Annotated in this window: 21 protein-coding genes; 13 read left to right on the top strand and 8 right to left on the bottom strand. The window is 55.4% G+C overall.

Features of this window, described 5'->3' with window-relative positions; genetic code table 11:
- Positions 1-11 precede the first annotated feature (11 nt).
- The 5 genes from ACKGJP_RS36415 to ACKGJP_RS36395 are packed head-to-tail and all read left to right on the top strand — an operon-like array spanning position 12 to position 4,459.
- Positions 12-962 carry an ABC transporter permease gene (locus tag ACKGJP_RS36415; RefSeq protein ID WP_409343575.1) on the top strand — a complete coding sequence of 317 codons (951 nt, stop codon included), beginning with the start codon at positions 12-14 and terminating at the stop codon, positions 960-962.
- A gap of 7 nt (positions 963-969) precedes the next feature.
- The gene (locus ACKGJP_RS36410) at positions 970-1,815 is read left to right on the top strand and encodes an ABC transporter permease (RefSeq protein WP_409343574.1); all 846 of its coding nucleotides are present in this window, start codon (positions 970-972) and stop codon (positions 1,813-1,815) included.
- 24 nt (positions 1,816-1,839) lie between these two features.
- The gene (locus ACKGJP_RS36405; protein WP_409343573.1) at positions 1,840-2,883 is read left to right on the top strand and encodes an ABC transporter ATP-binding protein; all 1,044 of its coding nucleotides are present in this window, start codon (positions 1,840-1,842) and stop codon (positions 2,881-2,883) included.
- Positions 2,880-3,941 (top strand): ABC transporter ATP-binding protein, encoded by a 1,062-nt coding sequence (locus tag ACKGJP_RS36400; protein WP_409343572.1) that lies wholly within the window; start codon positions 2,880-2,882, stop codon positions 3,939-3,941. The genes ACKGJP_RS36405 and ACKGJP_RS36400 overlap by 4 nt, the downstream gene beginning before the upstream one ends.
- Positions 3,938-4,459 carry a hypothetical protein gene (locus ACKGJP_RS36395; protein WP_409343571.1) on the top strand — a complete coding sequence of 174 codons (522 nt, stop codon included), beginning with the start codon at positions 3,938-3,940 and terminating at the stop codon, positions 4,457-4,459. Before ACKGJP_RS36400 ends, ACKGJP_RS36395 begins: the two co-directional genes overlap by 4 nt.
- Before the next feature lie 476 nt (positions 4,460-4,935).
- On the opposite strand, the gene ACKGJP_RS36390 is transcribed toward ACKGJP_RS36395, so the two are convergent.
- Both ACKGJP_RS36390 and ACKGJP_RS36385 read right to left on the bottom strand, forming a co-directional pair.
- Positions 4,936-5,850, bottom strand: coding sequence for a LysR family transcriptional regulator (locus tag ACKGJP_RS36390; protein ID WP_409343570.1), 915 nt, complete (start codon positions 5,848-5,850; stop codon positions 4,936-4,938).
- Positions 5,851-6,021: 171 nt separating this feature from the next.
- Complete coding sequence (locus ACKGJP_RS36385) at positions 6,022-6,774, bottom strand: SDR family NAD(P)-dependent oxidoreductase (protein ID WP_409343569.1); 753 nt, start codon at positions 6,772-6,774, stop codon at positions 6,022-6,024.
- A 541-nt stretch (positions 6,775-7,315) separates the two neighbouring features.
- On the opposite strand from ACKGJP_RS36385, the gene ACKGJP_RS36380 reads away from it, so the two are divergent.
- The 3 genes from ACKGJP_RS36380 (at position 7,316) to ACKGJP_RS36370 (ending at position 9,924) form a co-directional block, all read left to right on the top strand.
- The gene (locus ACKGJP_RS36380; RefSeq protein ID WP_409343568.1) at positions 7,316-7,756 is read left to right on the top strand and encodes a DUF1641 domain-containing protein; all 441 of its coding nucleotides are present in this window, start codon (positions 7,316-7,318) and stop codon (positions 7,754-7,756) included.
- Positions 7,757-7,792: 36 nt separating this feature from the next.
- Positions 7,793-8,971 carry an NAD(P)/FAD-dependent oxidoreductase gene (locus ACKGJP_RS36375; protein ID WP_409343567.1) on the top strand — a complete coding sequence of 393 codons (1,179 nt, stop codon included), beginning with the start codon at positions 7,793-7,795 and terminating at the stop codon, positions 8,969-8,971.
- Between the two features lie 170 nt (positions 8,972-9,141).
- On the top strand, positions 9,142-9,924 hold the full coding sequence (locus tag ACKGJP_RS36370) for a YheC/YheD family protein (protein WP_409343566.1): 783 nt from the start codon (positions 9,142-9,144) through the stop codon (positions 9,922-9,924).
- 88 nt (positions 9,925-10,012) lie between these two features.
- Here ACKGJP_RS36370 and ACKGJP_RS36365 read toward each other — a convergent pair whose 3' ends face one another.
- The 4 genes from ACKGJP_RS36365 to ACKGJP_RS36350 form a co-directional block, all read right to left on the bottom strand.
- Positions 10,013-10,465: a hypothetical protein gene (locus tag ACKGJP_RS36365; RefSeq protein ID WP_409343565.1), complete on the bottom strand. Its 453-nt coding sequence runs from the start codon at positions 10,463-10,465 to the stop codon at positions 10,013-10,015.
- Between the two features lie 59 nt (positions 10,466-10,524).
- Positions 10,525-11,760 (bottom strand): cation:proton antiporter, encoded by a 1,236-nt coding sequence (locus ACKGJP_RS36360; protein WP_409343564.1) that lies wholly within the window; start codon positions 11,758-11,760, stop codon positions 10,525-10,527.
- A gap of 1 nt (position 11,761) precedes the next feature.
- Positions 11,762-12,253 (bottom strand): cation:proton antiporter regulatory subunit, encoded by a 492-nt coding sequence (locus ACKGJP_RS36355; protein ID WP_409343563.1) that lies wholly within the window; start codon positions 12,251-12,253, stop codon positions 11,762-11,764.
- Between the two features lie 378 nt (positions 12,254-12,631).
- On the bottom strand, positions 12,632-12,991 hold the full coding sequence (locus ACKGJP_RS36350) for a hypothetical protein (protein ID WP_409343562.1): 360 nt from the start codon (positions 12,989-12,991) through the stop codon (positions 12,632-12,634).
- A 187-nt stretch (positions 12,992-13,178) separates the two neighbouring features.
- On the opposite strand from ACKGJP_RS36350, the gene ACKGJP_RS36345 reads away from it, so the two are divergent.
- From ACKGJP_RS36345 to ACKGJP_RS36325, 5 genes are all read left to right on the top strand, one after another.
- Positions 13,179-13,826, top strand: a complete 648-nt coding sequence (locus ACKGJP_RS36345; protein WP_409343561.1) for a TVP38/TMEM64 family protein — start codon at positions 13,179-13,181, stop codon at positions 13,824-13,826.
- A 188-nt stretch (positions 13,827-14,014) separates the two neighbouring features.
- A complete protein-coding gene (locus tag ACKGJP_RS36340) occupies positions 14,015-15,043 on the top strand; it encodes an agmatine/peptidylarginine deiminase (protein ID WP_409343560.1) in 1,029 nt (342 codons plus the stop codon).
- Between the two features lie 21 nt (positions 15,044-15,064).
- Positions 15,065-15,940, top strand: a complete 876-nt coding sequence (gene aguB / locus ACKGJP_RS36335) for an N-carbamoylputrescine amidase (protein WP_409343559.1) — start codon at positions 15,065-15,067, stop codon at positions 15,938-15,940.
- 353 nt (positions 15,941-16,293) lie between these two features.
- Entirely contained in the window at positions 16,294-16,494 is a 201-nt protein-coding gene (locus ACKGJP_RS36330) for a cold-shock protein (protein ID WP_040951936.1), read from the top strand.
- A 186-nt stretch (positions 16,495-16,680) separates the two neighbouring features.
- On the top strand, positions 16,681-16,902 hold the full coding sequence (locus ACKGJP_RS36325; protein ID WP_409343558.1) for a cold-shock protein: 222 nt from the start codon (positions 16,681-16,683) through the stop codon (positions 16,900-16,902).
- A 65-nt stretch (positions 16,903-16,967) separates the two neighbouring features.
- On the opposite strand, the gene ACKGJP_RS36320 is transcribed toward ACKGJP_RS36325, so the two are convergent.
- Both ACKGJP_RS36320 and ACKGJP_RS36315 read right to left on the bottom strand, forming a co-directional pair.
- Entirely contained in the window at positions 16,968-17,642 is a 675-nt protein-coding gene (locus ACKGJP_RS36320) for an HNH endonuclease (protein ID WP_409347351.1), read from the bottom strand.
- A gap of 688 nt (positions 17,643-18,330) precedes the next feature.
- Complete coding sequence (locus tag ACKGJP_RS36315) at positions 18,331-18,645, bottom strand: antibiotic biosynthesis monooxygenase family protein (protein ID WP_409343557.1); 315 nt, start codon at positions 18,643-18,645, stop codon at positions 18,331-18,333.
- Positions 18,646-18,702 lie beyond the last annotated feature (57 nt).

Genomic DNA, 18,702 nt, shown 5'->3' with positions numbered 1-18,702 from the left:
GGGAGTACCAGTTGAAAAAATACCTTTTGCGCCGCCTGCTTCAGCTCGTTCCGCTGCTGCTGTTTATTTCCGTCGTTTCCTTCGCGCTCATCCGGCTTGCCCCCGGCGATCCGGTCCTGTCGTTCGTGACGCCGAACATGAGCCCCGACGACGTCGAGCGCATCCGGGTGAGCATGGGGCTGGATCAGCCCGTGTACTTGCAATACGTATATTGGCTGCAAAACGTGCTGACCGGCAATTTCGGATATTCGCTGAACAACCACCGGCCGGTGCTGACGCTTATTACGGAACGGCTTCCGGCGACTATCGGCCTGATGGGCTCGGCTTTCGTACTGTCGCTAGCGATCGCGATCGTCTTCGGGCTGATCTCGGCCTTGAACAAAAACAAGATGATCGACCGGGTGCTCAGTCTGCTTTCGTACATCGGCATTTCGCTGCCGGGTCTCTGGTTCGCGATGATCCTGATTTACTTGTTCTCCGTCAAGCTTCACTGGCTGCCCAGCATGGGGATGCGCACGATCGGCGTCCATTCGGTATGGGATATCGTCAAGCACGGCATTATGCCTTGTCTGGTGCTGAGCATCACGCACATCTCGGTGTTCATGCGCTATATCCGATCAAGTACGATCAGCCAACTGGAGGAGGACTACGTGCAAATCCAGTACGCCTACGGCTCGACGCGGCTGACGGTGCTGTTCCGTCACGTGCTTCGCAACGTGCTGCTGCCGGTTATTACGATATTGGGCTTGTCGCTTCCCGAAATCATAACGGGGGCGTTCATCGTCGAAAGCATCTTCTCGTGGCCGGGAATGGGCTCGCTCGGCATTAACGCCGTATTCGGGCTCGATTACCCGATGATCATGGGCATTACGATGATGTCCTCGTTCCTGCTTATTTTCGGCAATTTGCTTGCCGACCTGCTGTACGGCGTGGCCGATCCCAGAATCAAGGCGATGAGGTGAGAGCGAGATGAACCGGATGAGATGGCGTCTTCTGAAGGCGCAGCTGCTTGAACAAAAATCGGCTCTCGCCGCCCTGATCGTTCTGGGCCTCTATACGCTGGCTGCAGTATTCGCCTTTCTGGTACCGCACGATCCGAATGCGATCAACCTGACGGAGCGCCTTCTGCCGCCGAGCGCGGAGCATTGGTTCGGCACGGACGACAACGGGCGCGATTATTTGGCTCGCGCGCTGTATGGCGGCAGAGTATCGCTCAGCGTCGGCATTCTGGCGATGATCGTGTCGGTCGTGATCGGTACGGCGGTAGGAACGGTCAGCGGGTATTTCGGAGGCAGGACGGACAGCGCCCTTATGCGCAGCGTCGACATTTGCCTATCGATCCCGTCGTTCTTCCTAATGCTGATTCTTAACGCTTACTTGAAGCCGAGCATACCCACGATCATCCTGATCATCGGGCTGCTGAGCTGGATGTACATTTCGCGAATCGTACGGGCCGAGACGATCTCGGTCAAAGAGCGGGAATACGTGCTGTATGCCCGGGTATCCGGCCAGAGCACATTCCGCATCATTACGCGCCACATCATCCCGAGCATCGTACCGACGATTATCGTGGCGGCGACGATCAACATCGCTGGGGTCATCATGATGGAATCGGCGCTCAGCTTCCTCGGCCTCGGCGTAAGGCCGCCGTATTCGTCCTGGGGGAGCATGCTGAACAACGCCAAGGGCTACATCGGCGAGAATCCGACGCTCGCCTTGTTCCCGGGGCTGCTTATTTTGACGACCGTGCTTTGCTTTAATTATTTGGGCGACGTGTTCCGCGCCGCATTCGAGCCGAAGGTAAACCGGCGATAATTCTGAAAGAGCGGAGTGAGGCGCATGGAAAGCTTATTGTCTGTTCGTGATTTGCGTACCTCGTTCTTTACCCGCGAGGGCGAGGTGCAGGCCGTCCGCGGCGTCAGCTTCTCGGTCGGCGAGGGCGAGATGGTCGGCATCGTCGGGGAGTCGGGCAGCGGCAAAAGCGTGACGGCCAAATCGCTCATCCGTCTGATTCCGCCGACCGGGCGCATTGTCGGCGGCGAGGTTCTGCTGTGCGGGGCGGATATGCTCGGCCTGCCGGAAGAGAAGCTCCGGTCGATACGGGGGAACCGGGTGGCGATGATTTTCCAGGACCCGATGACCTCGCTCAACCCGGTGCTTAAGGTAGGCGCTCAGCTGATCGAGGTCATCCGGCGCCATCAGAAGCTCGGCAAGGCGGCTGCGCGCAAACGGGCGGTGGAGCTTCTGCGGGAGGTGGGCATCCCATCCCCGGAGACGCGAATCGACCAGTATCCGCATGAATTCAGCGGGGGCATGCGGCAGCGCGTCATGATCGCGATGGCGCTGTCCTGCAAGCCGGAGCTGCTGATCGCCGACGAGCCGACGACCGCGCTCGACGTGACGATCCAGGCGCAAATTCTCTCGCTGATGAAGGACTTGTGCCGGACAACCCGCACGTCCGTACTCTTGATTACGCACGACCTCGGCGTCGTGGCGCAGGTGTGTACGCGCGTCATCGTTATGTACGGCGGGCTTGTGATGGAGGAGGGCGCGGTGGCGGATATTTTCGAATCTCCTCAGCATCCGTATACGCAAGGCCTGCTGCGCTCGATTCCGAAGACGGCGGACGGGAGGCGGGAGCGTCTCGTTCCGATCGACGGCACGCCGCCCAATTTGCTGCATCCGCCGCAGGGCTGTCCCTTTATGGAGCGCTGTCCGCATGCGATGCAGCAGTGCCATCAGCTGCCGCCCTATGCGGAAGCGAAGCCCGGGCACCGTTCTTTGTGCTGGCTGACGAAGGGCGTGGGGGGCGGGCAGCCAGCGGCATCCCGCGACGCATCCGCCAAGCCCGGCCAGTCCGGCGGAAAGGGGGAATCGGCATGAGCGTCAATCCGCGTACGGCCTCTGATGCGGAGAAAAAGCAGGGCAAGGACGTATTGATCGATGTCCGCGGGCTGAAAAAGCATTTTCCGGTGGCCAAGTCACTCTTCGGCAGAACGACGAAGGTGTTGAAGGCGGTTGACGGCGTCAGCTTCCGGATTCACCGCGGCGAGACGTTCGGGCTCGTCGGGGAATCGGGCTGCGGCAAATCGACAACCGGCCGCAGCATGATCCGGCAGTACGATGTTACGGCTGGGGAGATCGACTACGAAGGCCGCAACATCGCCGCGATGAACGAGAAGCAGCTGATGCCTTACCGGAAAAAAATTCAGGCGATCTTTCAAGACCCGTATTCGTCGCTTAACCCTGGGATGAACGTCCTGCAGCTGATCGGCGAGCCGATGGAAATCCACAGCGGCTACAGCCGCGCGGAGCGCCGTGACAGAGTGCTTGACCTTCTGGAGAAGGTCGGCCTGAAGCGGGAGCATGCGGACCGGTACCCTCACGAGTTTAGCGGCGGCCAGCGGCAGCGGATCAGCATCGCGCGCTCGCTTGCGGCAAATCCGGAATTCGTGCTGTGCGACGAGCCGATATCCGCGCTCGACGTGTCGGTACAGGCGCAGGTGGTCAACATGCTGGAGGATCTTCAGGACGAGCTCGGTTTGACCTACTTGTTTATCGCCCATGATCTGTCGATGGTCAGACATATATCCGACCGGATCGGCGTGATGTACCTGGGCAAGCTCGTAGAGGTCGCATCCAGCGAGGAATTGTACAGGCGTCCGGCGCATCCCTATACCGAGGCGCTTTTGGCCGCCATCCCGGTGCCCGACCCGAAAGTCTCGTTCGCCGACCGGTGGCTGCTGCAGGGCGATCTGCCCAGTCCGATCGACAATGCGTCCGGCTGTAAATTTCGCACCCGCTGCCCGTTCGCCACGGTGCGTTGCGGGGTGGAAGAGCCGGTCCTGCGGGAAGTGGCGCCCGGCCATTCCGTCGCCTGCCACCTCCACGGCGAAGCAGCCGCTAACTATAGCTTGGATGAAAAGAGGATAAATGGATGAGTATCCGTGCGAAGCTTTCCCAAAATACGGCGATTTTGCTTGAACGCGCGCGCCGGTTCGGCATTGCGGACGAAGTTCTGCTCGCCGGCGTTTCCTCGGGTGACACCGGACCCTTGCAGGCGGCAGCCGCTCAATATTATAGCTACGACGAATTTTATACGTATGCGGAGACGCACGGGGAGCAGCTTGCGGATGCGATCCGAAGCGGCTACCGGATGAAGTTCAATACGCCGGGCGGCGTGCAGCTGTGGCTGAAGGAACGGCTTGGCTTGGAAGCGGGAGCCGATTTCCAAACGCCCGTTACCGGCAAAGTCGAGGGCTTGCTGCTTTCGAACGCGCAGGCGGACCTGCTAAGGGAGACGCTGGCGGTGAACTGGGTCATGCTCGAAGCGGAAGCCGGCGGCGAAGCGGCGGAGCGGAAGGACGGCGATCAAGCCGCCGCTCCGCCAAGCATCCAATCCGGGAGCGGCCTGCGGGCGGTGACCCTGATCATTGGTTCGCTGTATGAGGCCCATTGACGTGATCCTTGCGCCACAAGGCTGGGGTGTTTACATGTCGCCCGACCCCTTGTGAAGGCTGGAGCTATATACGAGAAAAGACCGTGGGACCCGCTGCAGCGGGTCCTACGGTCTTTCTAATATCTCTTTACAGCAAGAGCGGGACTTGGATACCCCGCCGGCGGACTGGCTGGGTAGTGGCAGCAGTGCCGGCATCGGGTCGGACGAAGCGAGCGGGATAGCGGATTTTCGAGTGCTTATTACTCGGTTAGTGGTCTCGTTCGGAGCGATACCGGATTTCGAGGGCGTTATCTGGTCATTTCCGGCAAGGGATCGATCCAAGTAATGGCATAAGACCGCGAAAATCCGCTATTCAGCCAGATGGGCCCGATTGACTGTAAATAACGCCGCGAAAATCCGTTATGACCGACGCAAGCCGGTAGGATATGTACGGCATACGGCTCCCAGCGCACGCTAGGGTGCACCAAAAAACCGCCCTACAGCGGCTTACTCTTCTCCAGCGCATGCTTCAAACGGTCGATGAACAGCCTGGAGGCGATGGAGAAGTGCTTTTCCTCCGAGCGAAGCCATCCTAGATAAATCGGCTTCTGATCGGCCGGCTGCTCCAGCGGAATCGTCACCATATCGCCCTTGGGGTAAGACGGAAGGCCGATAAACGAAAAGTCGAGTCCGATCGTCGCAGCCGAGCCTTCGCTGACGACCTTGCGGATGGTGTCCGTATTGTTGGTGGAGAACAGCACGTTGATCGTCCCGTACCGGGCTTGCACATCCTCCATGTACGCTTTGACCGTTTCGTCTTTATACAGGACAAGCGGAAGTGCGGCCAGGTCGGCATGGCTGATCGACGTACGGAAGGCGAGCGGGGAGTGGCGGCAGACGGCGACGACCATTTTCGCTTCCATCAGCTTGCCGAACGTGAGCCCCTTTAAATCGCGGACATACTCTCCATTCACCACGGTTAACCCGAGGTCCACCCTGTTATGCCGAATGTGATCCAATATTTCGGCCGTGCCTTCCTCAATGATTTCCAAGGCGATGCCGGGATAGTCTTTCTTGAATTCCATGATGGCGTCGACGGCTAGCGATAAGGGCCCCGGAATGGTAGCCATCGCCAAATGGCCCGATTGAGCGCCGGCATAATCGACGGCTTCGTTCTTGAGCTCGCGAACCTTGCTTACGATGTCGAATGCGATCCGGATAATCCTCTGGCCCTCGGCTGTCGGCACGGAGCCCGTTCGGGAGCGCGTAAACAGAACGATGCCGAGCTCCGCCTCCAGGCTGGAAACGGCTTGGCTGACGGCGGAGAGCGTAATATGCGAATTTTGCGCGGCGCCGGTTAAAGAACCCGTTTTGGCCACCTCGACGATACATTCCAGCTGCTCCAGATACATGCGAAATTCCTCCCTGGTCCGTTCGGTAGCCCGCCGTTAGCGATGGCAGGCTTGAATGATTCTCACTATAGCGCTTGTCGGGCGCCCGGGCAAGCTGAACATCGACTTCCCGAAAAGGCAGCCGAAAGAGGCCCTCTTCCGCAGAAGAGAGCCTCCGTTCCGGCATGCTATTTATTTAAACGATGCGTAGCCTTGATCCGCCATTACGACGCTTCCGGTTATGGCTTCGGCTTCCTCCAGAGAAACCAGGTATACCGTTTTGGCAACCGCCTCCGGCTTCGTCAGCTCGCCGCCCATCACTTTTGCGCGCATGCTGTCCAGCATGCCGGCATCCTTATACCCTTGAATGATCGGGGTGTCTACGGCCCCCGGCGCAATCGCAACGACCCGGATGCCGTATGGCGCCAGCTCGAGAGCGGCCGACTTGGACATCATGATAACGGCGCCCTTCGTCGCGTGATAAGCGAATGTTCCCGGCGAGGCCAGGAATCCGAACACGGATGTCGTATTGATGATAACTCCGTTTATGCCGAGCTCCTTCATTTTACGGCCCGCCGCAATAATGCCATAGGCTACGCCGTGCTGGTTGACGTTGATCGTACGGTGGTAGAGATCCATGTTTTGGTCCAGAACGGGACCGGCTCCGCCGATGCCGGCGTTGTTAAACATGACGTCGATGCGTCCGTAAGCGGCGGCCGCCTGCTCCACTAGGGCTTCCACGCTTTCCTGCTTGGATACGTCGACTTGGACGAAGAGGGCTTCTCCTCCTTCTTGCTTGATCCGTTCCACCGTTTCCCGGCCGCCCGCTTCATTGTAATCCGCAACGACGACCCGGTCTCCTTTTCGCGCGAACAGCAAGCTCGCTTCCCTGCCGATTCCGCTTGCTCCGCCTGTAATGACCGCTACGCGTGTAGTTGTAGTCATGACCATTCCTCCTATGAGTGCGTTCTTCTAAATATGCTGCCGACAAAAATGGAGCGGATCCCTTTTCATGTCCGTTCGTCATGCTTCTCCGTGTCCACACCTTGATTATAGGAAGGGATAATGGTTAAGTAAATTTAAGTATTCTTAATCATAGTTAAGTATAACTAAACTGTCGCGCGGGAACGCCTCTCCTTTTTTTTCATTAGGAAATCATGCAAAAATGTCATTTCGCAACGCTTTTATAACAATAATTTTATATCTTGCCTTGCATAAAGTTGACTCGACCCGAAGATTTGAAAAAAATATAAATGTATGCGCTAACATGAAAAAATTTACTTTGTAGTTTTGGGTGTGAAGGATTAGAATAAATAAAGTCAGAAGTCGATGGGCCTTGGATCGTTTCTTTTTATTGTGTGAAAATGTTCACAAAAAAGTTTCAGCGCTGGCAATTACTAGAACTGGATCGAGAAAAGACGGTACAAGGGGATCGCTTCCAAAGGTAACGAAATTAGACACATAGGCATGCAAAGGAGGATTTTCCATGTCAGAAACATTGACGCAACAACCGCCCGCACCAACCACAGCAGTGGCTGCTCGCGGAGAGCTTGACGTGCTTGATCAACTGATGAGGCCCGAGATTCAAAAATCGCTTACCGAGCTGGTCGAGAATTTGCCGAAGCTGGCTGAACTGGTAACGCTGCTGACCAAAGCATACGACGTGGCGGCAACGGTAGCGAACGATCGCGTACTGATCGAGGATTTGAAGGGCGGCTTGGACGAATTCGTGAAGCCGATCCAAGAGAAAGCCAAAGGCATTGCAGCTGCAGCGGTAGAAGCAAGCGACCGCGCCGCTCAATCCGAAAGCGCGACTATCGGCTTGTTCGGCATTCTCAAAATGCTGAAGGATCCGCAAGTTCAAAGCATGCTTCGTTTCTCGCAAGCATTCTTGACCGTACTCGCAGAGAACAAAAAGCAAGGTTAATCCGGCACGAAGTGTCCACTTGAATGGAGGATCAGCATGGCTAAGCAAATTTTAATCATTGGCGGCGGATATGGCGGTTTGTTGACCGCCCTTACGGCGCGTAAATATTTGACGGATGAGGAAGCGGCGATTACGGTCGTCAACCGTACGCCATCTCACCAAATCGTCACCGAGCTTCATCGTCTGGCCGTCGGCGGCTTGAACGAGAAAAATGTAGCGCTCCCTCTGGACAAGCTGCTGCGCGGCAAAAACATCGATCTCAAAATCGATACGGTAGACAGCATCCAATTGGAGCAAAAAACGGTTCAGCTGAGCGGCGGGCTGATGCTGAGCTATGACTCGCTGATCGTAGCCTTGGGCAGCGAAACGGCGTTCTTCGGCATTCCGGGCTTGGAAGAAAACAGCTTCACGCTGAAATCGGTAGACGACGCGAACAAAATCCGCGCGCATGTCGAAGCCCGTCTTGCTGCGTACAGCCAATCGAAGAACAAAGCGGATACAACGTTCGTTATCGGCGGCGGCGGACTTTCCGGTATCGAGCTGATCGGGGAAATGGTCGACACGCTTCCTCAAGTTTGCCTTTCCAAAGGCGTGGACTTCAACGATATTTCGCTCTACTGCGTGGAAGCGGGCCCGAACATTTTGACCGGCTTTGCTCCCGATCTGATCGAACGCGCAAAAGCAAGCCTGGAGAAACGCGGCGTGAAGCTGTTGACAGGCGTTGCCGTTACGGAAGTTCAAGGGACGAACGTTATGCTGAAGGACGGCACGACGATCGAAACGAATACACTTGTTTGGACGGGCGGTGTAACCGGCAATACGGTCGTAGCAAACTGCGGCATCGAAGTAAACCGCGGACGCGCGACGGTTACGCCTACGCTGCAATCGACTTCGCATCCGGAAGTATTCCTGGCCGGCGACAGCGCGGTTGTCATGAGTCCGGAAGGCCGTCCATACCCGCCAAGCGCGCAAATCGCATGGCAAATGGGCGAAACGGTCGGATACAACCTGTTCGCAGCCGAGAAGGGCTTGCCGATGAAAGAATTCAAGCCTGTATTCTCCGGAACGCTTGCAAGCTTGGGCCGTAAAGATGCGATCGGCACGATCGGCGGCAGCCAGCTGAAGCTGAAAGGTACGCCGGCGTCCCTGATGAAAGAGGCAAGCAACGTGCGTTACTTGTCCCACATCAACGGACTTTTCTCCCTGGTTCACTAAAATATCTATATTCAAGAGCTGTCTCCGGATCCGGATGGATTTGGGGGCGGCTCTTTTGTTTGATAGCTCCACGGATTCGGGCTCCGCAAATCACCCATATTGGCGGATGTTGCGCAAACGTACAATCCTTTCCACGCAAGCTTCATATAACGTACCTAGAGGTGGTTGCTTTGTACAAAAAAAGGTACGCTAGCGCGAACATCCGGGGGAAGCTGCGCGTCTGCCGGTATTTGTCCGCCCAAAGGGCGCTGAAACGGCATGTTCCTCATACCGTGTCGCTGACCAAGTCCAATCTCCAGCGCATGGCCGGTTTCTACCGGTCGCTGTACATCAAGCCTGATGTTGGCTCGTTGGGGATCGGCGTGCATAAGCTGAACCGGAGGACAAGCGGCTACGAGCTCCTGTCCACCCGGAATCGCCATCAGCTTAGGCGAAACTTCGGTACGTTAACCGGCCTTTACCGGCACTTGAAAGCCAATCGTCACGGCAGGCTGATCGTCCAGCGAGCTATCCGGCTTGATTCCGTGAACGGCCGTCCCTATGACTTGCGTGCGATGGTGCAGCGCAAGCGCGGCGGCTCGTGGACCTGTACCGGATTAATGGCAAAGATCGGCGCCAGGAATAAGATCGTGACCAACTATTATCAAGGCGGCAAGATCGTAATGCTGCCAAGTCTGCTTAAGCAAAAAGGGTTTTCCGCAGCGCGTCGGCGTGCTTCTACCGCATATTTGACCGAGAGGGCGCTGAAGGTTGCGCGTTTGTTAAGCTCGAAGCGGGCGGGCATGCATGAGATGGGCATCGATTTTGCCTATGATCGCCAAGGGCGTTTATGGATACTCGAGGTTAATTCCAACCATCCGCAATATCACCCGCTCAAGAAGCTGGACCGCAAAGCATACGATCGGATGGCGGCATATGCGCGAGGCTACGGCAGATACGACAATGGCCGGTAAAGGCTCGCTGCCGGATTGCCGCAGGACAGCCTCCCCTCCTGAGCGGTATTGCGGATCGCGGTTGGGGCTTACTGCGCAAGGGGGCGAATTACCGGCGCCGGTCCGTCGGCCGTCGGTCGCCCCATACGAGATATAGCGGCAGTACGTCGATGACGGCTTCCGGGTCGACGGCGTAGACCGCATCCTTCAACGATTGTTCCTCCAGACGGTAAATGGTCATTTGCATCGTATGAACGATCGTCCCGTCTCCGTTCTCCCTTCGTGCAAGCGTAGTCGGATCTCTTCCGGTAGCCTGCCTGAGGGTCTCGCCGATTTCGTCGCCAAGGCAGCTGCGAATTCGCATCACCCGGGTTAAAGTCGTTCTGTGCGGCATCAGATTGATCTCCAAGAACATGATGACCAGCAAAATGGCGAAGGCGATAGCCGAACGCATCACTTCGATCCGGTTTGCGGCTGCCTCCGGAAGACGCCTAATGACGGCGGGGCGCTGTGTATACGGCCGTGCACTCGGGGGCCAGGCCGTTTCCAATAATGGTCTCATTCGTGTTTCCTCCTCACCGGTTGGTTTAGAAGCACCATGATGCGACTGATAGTAACGGCTTAGCTTTCCGGGGCCGCTTCTTTAGCGTTCGGCTCGCCTCGGGTGGAACGGGAAAATTTGAACAAGGGATCGAAAAGTCGATAGATCAGCTTCGTTTCCTTCGTCAGCAGCGGTCCGAGAATCGCCAGTATGAGTACATACAGCGCGGCAAAAGGCTGAATGAGCGGCAGCAGGCCGCCGGCTTTGGCCAAATTGGCCATGATGATCGAAAATTCGCCGCGAGACACGATCGTCATGCCGATATTTACAGACGCTTTCGGAGAGAGGCCGGCGCTGCGTCCCGCCCACATGCCTGCGGCGAAATTGCCGATCAGCGTAAGCACGACCGCTCCCAAGGACAGCCATACCGCACCTCCGAGGGAGAGCGGATCGATCGTAAGACCGAAGCTGAAGAAGAAGACGGCTCCGAAAAAATCGCGAAACGGCAAAATGAGATGCTCGATTCGTTTCATATGGGCCGTCTCCGCCAGCACCAGGCCGACGAGCAGCGCTCCGATCGCTTCCGCTACGTGGATCGTTTCGGAGAAGCCCGCGATCGTGAAGAGCAAGGCGAAAATGACGAGCAGGAACAGCTCATTCGACCGGATATTCAGCATGCGGTTGAGCAGGGGCACGCACTTGCGGCCTACGACCAGTACAAGCAGCATGAACCCTAGCGCGACAAGCGCGGATAACAATACGCCTCCGAGCGAAGACGAGCCGCTGAGCACCAGGCCGGAAACGATGGAGATATAGATGGCCAGGAACACGTCCTCGAACATGATGATGCCGAGAATCATTTCCGTTTCGGGATTGGCCGTCCGTTTCAAATCCACGAGCACCTTCGCAACGATGGCGCTTGAGGAGATCGTCGTAATACCGGCTACGATTAGCACTTCCAGCAGTGGAAGGCCTGCGAGCCAGCCGAACAGCAAGCCGAGCGTAAAGTTGATCAGAATATAGATCGTTCCGCCGATGGCGATCGAACGGCCCGATTTGACCAGCCGCCCGACGGAAAACTCCAAGCCCAAATAGAACAGCAGAAACAGGATGCCGATCCGGCCTAGAAATTCGATGAATGGGGCGCTTTCGATGAACCGCAAGTCGAAGTGTCCCCACGCGATCGAATGCGGCCCTACAGCCATGCCGATCAGAATATAGAACGGGATAACCGAGAAGCGGAGCTTAGCCGACAGGAGGCCGGCGAGCGCAAGAAGAGCGATCGCCAGACCGATCTCAAAAACGAGGTCGTTCATATTACCCGCCTCCGTTCATGAGAAGGTGTTTGAACGCTTTCTGCTGCCGTCTGTCTCCTGCGACGATCAGCGTCGTTTCGGCGGCGAGCGTGGTAGTCGGACCGGGATTGATTTGGTTCTGGCGCTTCTCCGCTACGGCGATGATCGTGGCTCCCGTACGTCCTCGTACGTCGAGCTCCCCGATGGTCTTGCCGACGAAGAACGTGCCTTCTTCGATCCGGTACCATTCGATGACAAGCTCGTCGAGCACGACCTCAATCGTTTCCAGAGCCTTCGGTTTATAAGCCATACCGCCGATAATACCGGCGACAAGCCTAGCCTCGTCGTCATCGAGCGTAATCATGGAAATCATCTCGTCCTGGTCGTCCTGATCGAAATGGTAGCACTCCCGGCGTCCATCATCATGGACGATCAGGACCAGTTTATCTCCGGCACGCGTGGTCATCTGAAACTTTCGGCCAATGCCGGGCAGATCGGTTTCGCGAATGTTCATCTGGTTGCCTCCTCTTGCGAGCGCTCCCCCGATTCGCAATCATGTCCCCGTATTCCCTCCTAGCAGCTTGCTTTCATGAAAATAAGCAATTGATTTTCTAAAATAGGCAGCGGCAAACAGATCCGCGGCATGCCGTTTTTTGAAGGCAAGCTTTCGGAGTATGGTGAACGAACGGTACGAGTAATGAAATACGGTCAACACAAAGAAACCGGAGAAACGCGGCGTTTTTTTGAAAATGCGGGAAAGGATATCATCCTTCGCTGGTTGTTTCATTGCTGGACAAACGTCAGGCATCAAGATGCCGATGGCATGTAACCTTGTTTGTTTTCATAAATAAGCAGACGGATAGCAAGATTTAGTCGGAGGGTAACGCGGAAACTACACATAGAGGGACGTAAATTTGATGGGCGACAATCGCAAACGGGTCAAGCGGCGGGCGATCAGAGGACAAAAGGCGATGCGGGTGGCGGGCAAAATACGTAAAGAAGCGGCTTTCCAGGAAAGGAAAAGAAGCAAGGAAGCGGATAAAAGCATGGCCAGACGGATACCTTCGGAAGCGGAACCTTGCTTGCGGACAAGCCATTTGACGTTGGATTCCATTCCTTGCGCAAACGCGGTGCGGGCCGTTTCGCTGCCAACCTGCGACTCCAAGCTTGGGGTAGGCATCGTGAATACCATCAGTACGGCAATTAAAATCGTAGATAAATAACGAAAATAAGAGATAATTTGAGATATCATGGACTTTCACCTCCAATTCCACTCATAATAACGTAATTATAACATAAATCGGCTGTTTTCTCAAACCTTTCTGCTTGCAAATGAGCCCGATTGGAAAGGGAACCTGCTGATTCTTGCCGCCGAATGTGGTATTCTTGTACGAGAATGATCCACTCAACCTTAAGCTTAAGCAGGTGAAATGAGCATTATGAGCGTGACCGATTTATTGTCTTCCTTAACGGAAGAAAGGCTTAGGGAATTATTGGAACAGTACCGGTCGTTGGGGCCGTTCCCCGGCATTTTGCTCACCTTTATGAAATCGTTCGTGCCGCCGCTGCCCACGATCGTTATCGTCGGGGTTAACGCAGCCGTGTACGGCTTATGGCTCGGTTTCTTATATTCTTGGATCGGCATGGTTGCCGGCTGCATGGCCACGTTCCTGATCGTCAGGAAAATTGCCGGACATCCTTATCTGGAGCGCTGGGCGCAGAAGCCCAAAGTAAAGAAGAGCATGACATGGGTGCGCCGGAATGCGTTCAGCTACGTGTTTCTGCTCAGCATTTTTCCCGTGGGGCCGTTCGTTGTCATCAACATGGCTGCCGGGGTTGCGCGCATGCGGATTCGTTCGTTTCTGATCGCCGTCTTGTTCGGCAAAGCGATTATGGTCTTCTCGGTCTCTTATATCGGGCACGATCTGGAGCGGTTTATCCGGAATCCTGTCGAGATCGTCTATGTGGTGCTGTTCATCGGCATTTCGCTTTTGATCAGCAAGCAGATCGAGGCACGTTTTACAAGATCGGGGCATGTCGCGGACGAGCCTTCGGCAAACCTTACTGAGCGGGATCGGCCGCAGTAGGCAAAGAGGGGCGGGGCGATTGAGGCCCGTGCCGTTTTGGTATATGATGATAGAGGAATTTCAAAGGGGAACGCCGGATTGCCGCTGTGCGCCGTGCCTATACCCGTTTGCAAGAGCAGTGCGGAGAACGCGATCCGGCTTACGGATAACGGCCGCGCCAAATCATAACATAAAGCGAGAGGAATGCCATGAATCCTAAAGAGTTGAACTATTCCATGCCCCCTGAGTGGGCCAAACATACACGCACGTTCATTTCGTGGCCGGTACAAGCGTCGATGGTTTATCCGGACGACTATGAAGCCGTTTCGCAAGGCTATGCTCAAATCGCTCTCGCCATCGCCGAGTTCGAGCCGGTAACGGTCATCGTCAACCCCGAAGATATCGACCGGGTGAAGGCGCTGGTGGACGCCCCGAATGTGGAGCTTCTCCCGATTCCTCACAACGATGCGTGGTTCCGCGACAACGGTCCGACGTTCGTGGTGAACGAAGCGGGCGACGTAGCGGGCGTGAACTGGCGTTTCAACGCGTGGGGAGGCAAGTATGCCCCATGGGATCTGGACGATCAGGTGGCGCCGCAGATTTTGGAGCGGTACGGCATAAAGCGTTTTGACGCGCCTTTGGTCATGGAGGGCGGATCGCTGCACGTTGACGGCGAAGGGACGCTGCTTACGACCGAGGAATGCTTGCTCAACCCGAACCGGAATCCGGAGATGACGAGAGAGCAGATCGAAGAGCATCTGAAGACCTACCTGAATATAAGCAAAGTCATCTGGCTGAACAAAGGCTTGAGCGGCGACGAGACGGACGGCCATGTGGACAACATTGCCTGCTTCGCGGCTCCCGGGAAGGTCATCATGCAGGTTTGCGACGATCCGGAAGACGACAACTATGCGATCACGCAGGAGAACCTTCGCATTTTGAACGAGGCGACGGACGCGCAGGGCCGCAAACTTGAAGTCATTCCGATCCAGCAGCCGCCGTATGCCAGCTACGAGGACAACCGGCTGACGCTGAGCTATTTGAATTTTTATTTCGTGAACGACGGGATCATTTTACCGGTGTTCGGGGGTCCGGCGGAGGAAACCGACCGGTTAGCCGAGAAGGTGCTTAGCGAAGCGTTTCCGGGCAGACGGATCCGTACGGTGGACGGGATGGCGATCATCCGCGAGGGCGGCAACGTACACTGCACGACGCAGCAGATGGCTGCAGGCAATTAATACGGAAAAGAGGGGACAACATTGCGTAATGTAAAAGTGGCGGCGACGCAGATGAGCTGCTCGGCCAACATCGATGAGAATATAAGCAAAGCCGACGCGTTAGTCCGCAAGGCGGCTGCGCAAGGCGCGCAAATTATCCAGCTGCAGGAGCTGTTCGAAACGCCGTATTTTTGTCAGAAGGAAAAATCCGATTACTATGTATATGCGACGGAATTGGAGCATAATAAAGCGGTGAACCATTTCCGTAAAGTCGCCAAGGAGCTCCAGGTCGTACTGCCGATCAGCTTCTACGAGAAAAAAAATTACGCCCGGTACAATTCGCTTGCGGTTATCGATGCGAACGGAGAAGTGCTTGGGAAATACCGTAAAAGCCATATTCCCGACGGACCGGGCTACGAGGAGAAGTTCTATTTCAATCCGGGCGATACCGGCTTCAAAGTATGGAACACCCGCTATGGCAAAATCGGCGTAGGCGTATGCTGGGATCAATGGTACCCGGAAGCCGCGCGCTGTATGGCGCTCATGGGTGCCGAGCTGCTGTTCTACCCGACGGCGATCGGCTCGGAGCCGCAGGACGGTTCGATCGATTCGAAGGATCACTGGCAGATGTGCATGCTCGGTCATGCCGCATCGAACTTGATGCCCGTCATCGCCTCGAATCGCGTTGGCGTGGAAGAGGACGAAGACTCCAGCATTACCTTCTACGGCTCGTCGTTCATTGCCGGACCTCAGGGCAATAAGGTAGCCGAGGCGGGACGCGGGGACGAGACGGTGCTCGTCGCCGAATTCGACCTGGATCTGCTGGAGAAGCAGCGGATCGAATGGGGCATTTTCCGCGACCGGCGCCCTGATTTGTATAAGGCGATCGCTTCCTACGACGGCGATCTGCAGGTGTAGAAGCTTGCTCTATTCATAATAATCGACGTTCTGCCGCAGACGCGGCAGAACGAAACATTTATTTGGAGAAGCAGGGTATAGGAGGGCTCGACTGCGGATACAATAACAGAAGGTTTTTGATTCGTTCTTACCCGGCCGTGTGGCCGCATAGGTCAAAAGAATTAATCGGAGAACGCTTGCTTTTTGAAAATACGTATGTTATATTTAAATCGAATAAAAATAATCGTAACCTAATTCACATAATGTAAAGGGTTATCATTAGAACGATGGAACCTTTTCCAATATGTGAATTTTTATTTTTCTTGAAGAATAAAAAGCTCAACATGTTACATTTAAACTTTGGAGGTAATACCATGCAAACAGGTACAGTAAAATGGTTTAACGCAGAAAAAGGATTTGGCTTTATCGAAGTTGAAGGCGGAAACGACGTATTCGTTCACTTCAGCGCAATCGTAGGCGACGGCTTCAAATCGCTGGACGAAGGCCAACGCGTTGAATTCAACGTAGTTCAAGGCAACCGTGGACCACAAGCCGAGAACGTTGTAAAGCTGTAAGCTTCAGCTTTATAAAAGAACTGCCCTTAACGTGAGTTGAGGGCAGTTTTCTTTTTTGCAGGCATCCGTTTCGGGAATCGGCAACATACTCCGAACGGGCTTCACGGCAAACGTCATTTTGCGGGTCATTCATGGCTACGGAAGGCAAGCCGTTTAGGCTTGATGGAATCCAAGGAGGCGTTACTTGTGTACTATCGCAAAAAATCAACTGAGATCGTTCCCGAGGAAAGTACAGCCGTATGGTTATGCTCGAACGATGGCTGCAACATGTGGATGCGGGATAATTTTTCTTTCAAGCAAATCCCAAATTGCCCGCAATGCCACACGCCGATGGTCAGCGGTACCAAAATGCTGCCCAATATCGTCAACTCGAACGACAATATGAAGCAACCGAAGATTCGGACTTAATTCAGGCGCGCAGTAGACCGCCGGGATTATTTCCGCGGCCTGCGGGCGAAGACGGCGGTCGAACATTACTCGTCCGATCCCATAAATTCGTCGAGGCTGCGGTCCGCTTTGCTCTGGTTGCACTCGTTGCAGGCACAGACGCAATTGACGGGAGTCGTATGGCCGCCTTTGGCGCGAGGCAAAATATGGTCGATCGTATCGCCGTATTCTCCGCAAAAATGGCAGGTGTACTGGTCCCGGTTCAAAATGTACCGCCGGAATTTCTTATTGCTGTATATACGGCGAATCGTATGCGGATTGACGACGACGGCGGCATGCTCCCTTACGAGCGTCACGGCTGTTTCCAAATCCGTTTCCTGCTGCCAGCCGCGGCCTTTGTCCGTTCTGCCCCGCATTCGGATAATACCATTGCGGGTTAAGCGGAGGACGGAGGCGTCGGGACCTTCCGGCTTTGGCGGGGGTGCAGGCAGCGGCCGCTTGATCCGGATTTTGGGCGGCCCTGGGGGAGCGGTATCCAGCGCGATTTCCAGCGGCAGGGCCTGGGCCGGAGCTGCAGCGGGAATGGCGTCGGATGGTTCGCGGTCAGGTAAAGCTGCCGTCTGCCCGGTTCCTTTGCGGCATGACCGGCATGTCCCCCGGCGGGACAGCTTGCCCGACCGTCTGCCCGTTCTGCGCAAATAATGGGAAAGCGGCTTGAGCTCTTGGCACAGCACGCATCGTTTATGATTGGTTTCGTCGATTGCCCGTTCCTGCGGAGCGGTTTGCGGCTCCTGGTCCAACTCGTCCACCTCAAGCTTTCGTCTCCGGTATGGCCGGAAGTCTCTTCCCCTCTATTGTACACGGATAGCAGGGACTTTCACACATCGGACGAAAAATGCTTGCTCGTAAAGGGGGGAGGAGTGATCCTGAATGCCCGTTATGACCGGCCCAGCCGGGATTTCGCACAGGGATCGATCATTGATCGGGAAGGCAATATATACGTGCGGCACGGGGCAGAGGCATCTTCAACCCAAAAGGTAAAATAAACGGATTTTGGGGGCGGTATAATGAAACGGCTGCCGAAAGAATTGCGAGCTCGGCGGATTATAGGAGGCGTTATTCGAATCGTTCCAGCCTATGTGCGGGACATGTTTTCGGATAAGTGCCTCCTAATCCGCTAATGCTCATTGCCGCTCGATCGTTCGTATAACTCCTCGAGAGTCTGTTATTTAAGACAGAAACAGGCGTCATGCCTGTGTTGCCGATTATCCCGCACGTTTAGTCCAAACCCCGCTTCCGCAAAACGAAGCCTCCAATCCGCTAACAAGGCGGTGGAGGCTTTATTCGTTCTTCTTTGGCTGTTATGCGGCGGAAGTTATGGCTTACGGCTATGAAGCCTGTTATGTGGTACGAGGTTGCCATAGACGCCTTAGCCGCGTCCGGTATCGTTTAAGGCAGCTTAACGGCTTTGACTTCGTAGACGCTGCTTTTAGAGCTAAGCACGAAGTCCGGCTTACCGTGCTCGCGTTCTTTTCGGTGGCCTTCGAGATGCGGCTCGCTTAGCTCCCATTCCTTCCAGCGTTCCTCGGACTCCCAGCGGATCATGACGACGATCTCTTCTTCGCCTTTTCTTGCTTTCTTCACGAGAACGCTCAGGTCGACGAAGCCCGGAGCCTTTTCCACGGCGGCTTCTTGGCTGAAACGGCTTGCTACGGTACCGGAAAACCCTTCTTTGACGATAATGGTCAGCATTTCGATATACATGGTCAGCGCTCCTACTAGAAAAAGGATGAATGCTACCATTTTAATGAATAATGATAA

It is taken from the genome of Paenibacillus litoralis, assembly GCF_046244365.1.
Classification (GTDB): Bacteria; Bacillota; Bacilli; order Paenibacillales; family NBRC-103111; genus Paenibacillus_V.
The sequence above is the reverse complement of the archived record's forward strand: the minus strand, read 5'-3'. Positions and strand labels throughout refer to the sequence as shown.